This is a genomic window from Alcanivorax sp. HI0007 (assembly GCF_001635525.1).
In the GTDB taxonomy this organism is placed as follows: Bacteria; Pseudomonadota; Gammaproteobacteria; order Pseudomonadales; family Alcanivoracaceae; genus Alcanivorax.
The window spans coordinates 1-7,086 of sequence record NZ_LWEJ01000249.1; the positions used below are offsets into that span (position 1 = coordinate 1).

The 7,086-nt window shown below is 58.6% G+C and carries 8 protein-coding genes; 7 read left to right on the plus strand and 1 reads right to left on the minus strand.

What is annotated here, in order from left to right; all coding sequences use genetic code 11:
- Window positions 1-844: tRNA-dihydrouridine synthase (locus A3714_RS13535; RefSeq protein WP_231867862.1), on the minus strand; the 844-nt coding region annotated here is incomplete at its 3' end.
- 338 nt (window positions 845-1,182) lie between these two features.
- Between A3714_RS13535 and dctP the strand changes: the two genes are divergently transcribed.
- The 7 genes from dctP to A3714_RS13570 form a co-directional block, all read left to right on the plus strand.
- Window positions 1,183-2,190, plus strand: coding sequence for a TRAP transporter substrate-binding protein DctP (dctP, locus tag A3714_RS13540; RefSeq protein WP_369798874.1), 1,008 nt, complete (start codon window positions 1,183-1,185; stop codon window positions 2,188-2,190).
- A gap of 179 nt (window positions 2,191-2,369) precedes the next feature.
- A complete protein-coding gene (locus tag A3714_RS13545) occupies window positions 2,370-2,945 on the plus strand; it encodes a TRAP transporter small permease (RefSeq protein WP_063509591.1) in 576 nt (191 codons plus the stop codon).
- Between the two features lie 6 nt (window positions 2,946-2,951).
- Window positions 2,952-4,235, plus strand: a complete 1,284-nt coding sequence (locus tag A3714_RS13550) for a TRAP transporter large permease (RefSeq protein ID WP_062816009.1) — start codon at window positions 2,952-2,954, stop codon at window positions 4,233-4,235.
- 35 nt (window positions 4,236-4,270) lie between these two features.
- Window positions 4,271-4,711: a universal stress protein gene (locus tag A3714_RS13555; protein WP_062815792.1), complete on the plus strand. Its 441-nt coding sequence runs from the start codon at window positions 4,271-4,273 to the stop codon at window positions 4,709-4,711.
- A gap of 25 nt (window positions 4,712-4,736) precedes the next feature.
- The gene (locus tag A3714_RS13560; RefSeq protein ID WP_063509592.1) at window positions 4,737-5,804 is read left to right on the plus strand and encodes a porin; all 1,068 of its coding nucleotides are present in this window, start codon (window positions 4,737-4,739) and stop codon (window positions 5,802-5,804) included.
- Window positions 5,805-6,318: 514 nt separating this feature from the next.
- Complete coding sequence (locus tag A3714_RS13565; protein WP_035244971.1) at window positions 6,319-6,561, plus strand: exodeoxyribonuclease VII small subunit; 243 nt, start codon at window positions 6,319-6,321, stop codon at window positions 6,559-6,561.
- Window positions 6,551-7,086 (plus strand): polyprenyl synthetase family protein (locus A3714_RS13570; RefSeq protein WP_197463419.1); only part of this gene is annotated, 536 nt, incomplete at its 3' end. The genes A3714_RS13565 and A3714_RS13570, both read left to right, overlap by 11 nt.

Genomic DNA, 7,086 nt, shown 5'->3' on the forward strand with positions numbered 1-7,086 from the left:
ACTGCCGACGCAGGTAGCTCAGCCACTGCTTGACCCGTCCCGCCACCTGGGCATCGGTCCCGGTGCCGATCACATCGGCCAGGAACCGGCTCAGCACCGGCGGGATATCCTCCCAACGCGTGGCGCGACCATCCCGCAAGGCACTGACCAGCCACGGGTCTGCCACCGCTCCACGGCCTATCATCAAATCGACACAACCGCTTTCCTGCTGGCAGCGCCGGGCATCCTCCGGCGTCCAGATTTCCCCATTGGCGATAACCGGTATCGATACCACCTGGCGGATGTGCCCAATGCGATCCCAGTAGGCCGGCGGGCGGTAACCCTGACGCTTGGTCCGGCCGTGCACCGTCAACCAGGCCGCGCCCGCGGCTTCCACCCCTCGCGCATTGTCCAACGCCAGCGCATCTTCTTCATTACCCAGCCGCATCTTCACAGAGACGGTAATGGAGGGAGGTACTGCGCGACGCACGGCGGCGGTCACTGCGTGCACCAGCTCCGGGTCGTCCAACAACACTGCCCCACCGCGATGGCGGTTCACCGTTTTCGCCGGGCAACCGAAATTCAGATCGATGGCCGGCGCCCCCAGCTCCACCGCCCGGGCCGCATTATCTGCCACACAAGCAGGGTCAGAGCCCAGCAATTGCAAATGCACAGGGGTTCCCGCCCGGGTGCGCGAGCCATTCTTGAGCTCCGGGCACCAGCGATAGAACACCTTGGGTGGCAGTAGCAGCCCGCTGACGCGGACAAATTCGCTGACACACCAATCGTAATGACCCACATCGGTGAGGGCCTGGCGAACCCAGAAGTCCGCCAGGCCCTCCATGGGCGCAAGGATGAGTTTCATGGCGGCGATTCTAGCAGAAAGGCACCCCGACACGCCGTGATGATTTCTTGCCAATCCCCCGCGCGGTCCCGCGTTGCGCGCTGCACCAGCGGCTTCCATACCGCGAAAACCGCTTTACGGAACCCACCACATGGCTCCGCCACAGGCATTATCCGGAAATCACAAACGCGACCCGGTTTCTTGCACTTCGGTTTCTCCTTTGCCAAGGTAAACCACAATGTCCGTAAAAAATGGAAGAGTTTGCGAACATTGTTTGCGGGAAATTTCCGTCAACCAGATAGTGAGGGTACACCATGACCATTCGATCACTCGCAGGCGCCGTCGCGGCCACGGTGATGATGGCGACACTGGCAGCATGCAGCGATAACGCTGATGAACCCGCCGCCAGCGCCGAGCCACAGGGACAGAACTGGCGCTATGCCCACGAAGAATACGAAGGTGATGTGCAGGATGTGTTCGCCTACAAATTCAAGGAATATATCGAGGAAAACTCGGCGCATACTGTCCAGATTCACCGTTTTGGCGAGCTCGGTGAATCCGATGACATCATGGAACTGACCCAGGCGGGCGTACTGCAATTCGTCAACCAGTCACCGGGCTTTACCGGTTCCCTGATCCCGGAAGCACAAATTTTCTTTATCCCCTACCTGCTGCCGGTGGAGTCTGAAAAGGTGGTTACTTTCTTTGAAGAAAGCAAGGCCATCAACGAGATGTTTCCCAAACTCTACGCCGAACAGGGTCTGGAACTGCTGACCATGTATCCCGAGGGGGAAGTGGTCATTACCGCCGACGAACCGATCACCTCGCCGGAGGATTTGCAGGGCAAGAACATCCGCACCATGACCAACCCCTTGCTTTCCGAGACCTATCAGGCCTTCGGAGCCACACCGACGCCCCTGCCCTGGGGGGAAGTGTATGGCGCCCTGCAGACCAATATTATCCAGGGGCAGGAAAACCCTATTTTCTGGATCCAGTCCGGCGGGCTTTATGAAGTCTCCCCGAATCTTATCTTCACCGGTCATAACCAGTTCACCACCGCCATGATGGCAAACCAGGAATTCTTCAATGGCCTGTCGGAAGAGGACAAGGCACTGGTACATGACGCCACTGAGCATGCTTTTGATCATATCGCCAATTACGTACCCGGCCTTGGCGAAAAAATGCTCGACAAGATTCTTGAAGACAGCGACGAGGTCACCGTTACCCGACTCACCAAGGAACAGCGCCAGGCATTCCGGGAGCGTGCGCCACAGGTGGAGGAGCGCTTCGTGGAGATGACCGGCGAGAGCGGCGCCAAGCTGCTTGAGCAGTTCAAGGCCGATCTTCAAGCCATAGAAAGCGAATAGACAGGGAATGACTCGCCGGGGCCTGCACCTGTATGGGCGGCCCCGGCAACATCTCTCTCCGGAGCCCTGAATAACGCAAAAATGATTTCACGGGTTTCCCCGGCCAAACCCGCACCACGACCAGCCGGGGTACGGATCAGGATGATCCGTTAAACCGGCCATTGCAGAAGGATGCAATCATGAACGATGAGGCTCCCTCTCCACAGAAATCCTCCCTGCCCGGGTTTCTCGGCACCCTCGACAACGGCATCGCCAAAGTCGAAGCCATCATCCTTGCCACCGGGGTCCTGCTCATGGCCATCAATACGGTGGCAAACGTGGTCGGCCGTTTTCTGCTCGGTGAAAGCCTGCATTTTTCCGAAGAGGTCAACCGCATCCTGATCGTCATGATCACGTTCGCCGGACTGGGCTATGCAGCCCGCCATGGCCGGCATATCCGCATGTCTGCCATCTACGACATCTTCCCCACAAACATCCGTCGGCTGATGATGATTCTGATCAGTTTCGTCACCTCAGCAATCATGTTTTTCCTGTGCTGGTACTCGGTCAGCTACATCTATTCCGTGTACAGCACCGGTCGGGTACTACCAACCCTGGGTTTCCCCATTTACCTGATTTATCTCTGGGTGCCGGTCGGCCTCACGGTCACCGGTATTCAGTACTTCATGGCCGGGATAAAAAATATCTTCTCTCGAGACGTTTATCTGTCCACCACCGTGCTGGATGGTTATGACGAGCAGGAAACGGAGATCTGACGGATGATGGCCTGGATCATGTTTCTCGTCATGCTGGCGCTGTTGCTGTTCGGGTTTCCGATGATGGTGCCGCTGATTGTCGGCGCCGTCGTTGGCTTCGTGATGATGTTCGACGGCTTCGACAGAATGGACTTCTTTATTCAGCAAATGCTGGCCGGCATTCGTCCCACCGCCCTGATAGCGGTTCCCATGTTCATTCTCGCCGCCGACATCATGACACGCGGTCAGTCGGCCAATCGTCTGGTCAACATGGTGATGGCCTTTATCGGCCATATCAAAGGCGGCCTGGCGGTCAGCACCGCGGCCTCCTGCACGCTGTTTGGCGCGGTTTCCGGTTCCACTCAGGCCACGGTTGTGGCTGTGGGCTCACCGCTCCGACCGCGGATGCTGGAATCGGGTTACAAGGATTCCTTTACCCTGGCGTTGATTATCAATGCCAGCGACATTGCCTTTCTGATCCCGCCCAGCATCGGCATGATTATTTACGGTGTCATTACCGGCACCTCCATTGCCGAATTGTTCATCGCCGGGATCGGTCCGGGCCTGCTGATTCTGCTGCTTTTTTCCATCTATTGTGTGATCTACGCCCATACCCAGAACGTGCCCACAGAAGCGAAAGCCGGCTGGGGGGAACGCCTTTCTTCAGTACGCAAGGCGCTCTGGCCTCTGGGTTTTCCGGTCATCATTGTCGGAGGGATTTATGGCGGCATTTTCAGTCCCACGGAAGCCGCGGCGGCCTGCGTCCTGTATGCGGTGATACTGGAGTTCGTTATTTTTCGCTCTCTCAAGGCCATGGATATCTATGCCATCGCCAAATCCACGGGCCTGATCACCGCAGTGGTATTTATCCTGGTAGCGGTGGGCAACGGTTTTTCCTGGATTATTTCCTTTGCCCAGATTCCGCAAACCATTCTCGGCACGTTGGGTATCAATGAAGCCGGTCCGATCGGTGTCCTCACTGCTATCGCGGTGGCTTTCTTTATCGCCTGCATGTTCGTGGACCCCATCGTGGTCATTCTGGTTCTTACCCCGATCTTTGCGCCCGCCGTGGCATCTGCGGGACTGGACCCGGTACATGTGGGAATCCTGATCACCATGATGGTGGCCGTCGGCTCGGCCACCCCACCTTTCGGTTGCGACATTTTCACCGCCATCGCCATTTTCAAGCGGCCTTACTGGGAAGTCATCAAGGGAACGCCACCCTTTGTGGCAATGCTGCTGGGTGCCACTGTGCTGGTCATCTTTTTCCCGCAAATTGCCCTGTTTCTACGTGACCTTTTCTTCCTCTGATCAGGCACCGGACAACGACCCGCAAGGAGGCAGGTATGTATCAACGAATTCTCGTCCCCGTCGATGGCTCACAGGGCGCACTCAACGCCCTTGAACATGCCGCCAGGTTGCAGCAGGACAATGATGCGCAGCTGCTTCTGCTTTGCGTTTTCAAACACCACAGCCTCTTCGAGGCATCCCTTTCCATGGTTCGCCCCAATGATGTGCAGCTGCCGGATGATGCGCTAAAGGAGTACGCATCTTCGGTGGCAGATCAGGCCAAACAGCTGGCCACGAAGGCCGGCGCCCGAAATGTACGGGCCTTCGTCAAGGGAGGCAGACCATCCCGGGCCATTATCCGTTTTGCCAAAGACAACAATGTGGATCTGATTGTGATGGGCTCACGGGGCACCAGCGGCGATGTGGACGGTTACTTTCTGGGCAGTGTCTCCCAGCGAGTGGCCAGCCTGGCGTCCTGCCCGGTACTGATTGTCTGAATCTGAAATAAAAGGGAGATCAAGGATGAAACACCCACACACCCTGCCGCTGAGCGCGGCCTTGCTCGCGGCCATGGCAGCCATACCGGCCCATGCAGAGTTGACTGTCACCCCCTATGGTTCGTTACGCATTCAGGCCGAAGCGGTCTCGGTGGATGAGGCGCAACCGGGCGAAGACGATTCCTACACGGGACTGCGTGATGCCTATTCCCGGCTTGGCGTTAACGCCAGCTACAATGACTTCGACAACGTGGATATCACCGCCACACTGGAGTTCCCGATCAACTCCGCCCGCCTGCGTGCCGAGGATCCCACTTTCTTCCAGGAGCTTTACAAGGAAGACAACAACAGCATGCCCCGCGTCGCCACGATTTCTGCGGCCCATGATCAATACGGCAGCGTCACCGTGGGCACCCAGTGGCTGGCCTACTACAACAATGTGGCTTACCCGGTGGATTTCTTCAGTTCGTTCTACTCCGGCTACGCGACCCAGTCCGCCTTTCGCCGTGACGCCCTGACCTATACCTCGCCAAGCCTGGCCGGCATCACCGCCACCGTATCCGGGGTGGATATGACCGACGAAGCCGGCACCCGCTACCTGGACACCATGCAATACGCGCTGTCCTGGTCGCTGGACAAGCTGACACTGGCAGCGGCCTTTCAGGACACCGAACAGGACTCCGGCGACCGCGCGGATCAGGTGGGTGCTTCAGCCACCTACACCACCGGTCCCTGGCGTTTCGCGGCCAAGGTGGAACAGCTGTTGTCCCACAGCAGTGTCAGTGAGGATCCGGATCCGGTCACCTACAACCTGTATGGTTCCTACAGCTGGAACAAGTACACCTTCAAGGCCATGTATGCCCAGGGAGAGGAAAGCGACGGTGAAGGCGAAGCCTTTTTCCAGGGGGATTCCGTCCATGTGGGGGTGGACTACCAGCACACCGAGGCACTCAAGTTGTTTGCCGAATATTTCTATGAAGAGCTGGGCTACGCGATCTACACCCCTAACTCGGACAGCTTTAACCCCCTGGCCGGTTATCAGGTGCAAAGCGACGGACAGGTCTTTACGGTGGGGCTGCGCTACGATTTCTGAATGGCGTCCCGCCGCGTTGTACCGAGCAGCCGCAAACACCACAGGCCCGGGCCGGCCGGTCGGGCCTGTGAGGTGTTGAATTTCAGGAAATCACTCGCTTCGTTGGCGCGGAAGGAAAAGGATCCCGCCGGTGACGCGCAGACGAGACGCCATAGCTTAGGAGATCAGAGGAAGAAGCGGTCTACGGCCTCCGGCGGGTCTTTCACTATAAGCAGCCTCCCGCCGGCACCGGAACCCCCTGGTTAGAACCATTTGGAATCAATCTCTCACGGCTTCTGAAAATCCCGATTTCTTCCTTCGTTATCAGCCACTTGCAAATGATCAAAAAAATAGAACAGTGCTCCCCCTGCCCCCCGCAGATCGGTAGATAGCAATTGATTCACCACCGCCTGTGCATTACTGTTCCCGCCGGATGCACTGACCCGGACCCCCCAAATCGCCTGTCCAACTGCTATCATCGCACCGATGATTAGCTCAGCGCGTTTTGGTGACATACTCAGGCTAGGAGAGACCCATGGCAAAGCAGGCAGCCCCCGCGCTGGAAACCTCACTGGACAATCTGGAATCCCTGGTGGAACGGATGGAATCCGGTGACCTGACGCTGGAAGAGTCCCTGAAAGCCTTTGAAGAAGGGGTTCGCCTTTCCCGTGAGTGCCAGCAGGCCCTGCAGCAGGCCGAGCAAAAGGTGCGCATTCTGCTGGAACAGAACACTGACGCCGAACCGGCTCCCTTTGCCGGTGAAGACAATGGCCAGTAACTTCCCCGCCCTGGACCAGCTGGGTGAAACCAGCCGGGCCCGCCTGGAGCAGGCACTGGATACCTTCGTGCCCACCATCAGCGCCGCCCCGCGGCTGAGCCAGGCCATGCGCTATGCGGCTCTCAGCGGCGGCAAGCGCATTCGCCCCCTACTGGTCTATGGCGCTGCCCAGCTGGCCGGCGCCGAACCCGGCAAAGCCGACGTGCCCGCCGCCGCTGTGGAGCTGATCCATGCCTATTCGCTGGTCCACGATGACCTGCCGGCCATGGACGACGATGACCTGCGCCGGGGCCAGCCCACGTGCCACAAGGCCTTTGACGAGGCCACCGCCATTCTGGCCGGCGATACCCTGCATACCCGCGCCTTCGAATTGCTCGCCAGCGGGGGGCATTATCGTGCCGAAACCCGCATCGCCATGATCCGCCACCTGTGCCTGGCAGCTGGCGTGGACGGCATGGCCGCCGGCCAGATGCAGGACATGCTCGCCCAGGGCCAACAGCAGACGGTGGCAGCACTGGAAGAGAT

Coding starts and splice junctions, on each gene's coding strand:
- dctP (WP_369798874.1), top strand. CDS start 1,183: ATGGCGACACTGGCAGCATGCAGCGATAACGCTGATGAACCCGCCGCC.
- A3714_RS13545 (WP_063509591.1), top strand. CDS start 2,370: ATGAACGATGAGGCTCCCTCTCCACAGAAATCCTCCCTGCCCGGGTTT.
- A3714_RS13550 (WP_062816009.1), top strand. CDS start 2,952: ATGGCCTGGATCATGTTTCTCGTCATGCTGGCGCTGTTGCTGTTCGGG.
- A3714_RS13555 (WP_062815792.1), top strand. CDS start 4,271: ATGTATCAACGAATTCTCGTCCCCGTCGATGGCTCACAGGGCGCACTC.
- A3714_RS13560 (WP_063509592.1), top strand. CDS start 4,737: ATGAAACACCCACACACCCTGCCGCTGAGCGCGGCCTTGCTCGCGGCC.
- A3714_RS13565 (WP_035244971.1), top strand. CDS start 6,319: ATGGCAAAGCAGGCAGCCCCCGCGCTGGAAACCTCACTGGACAATCTG.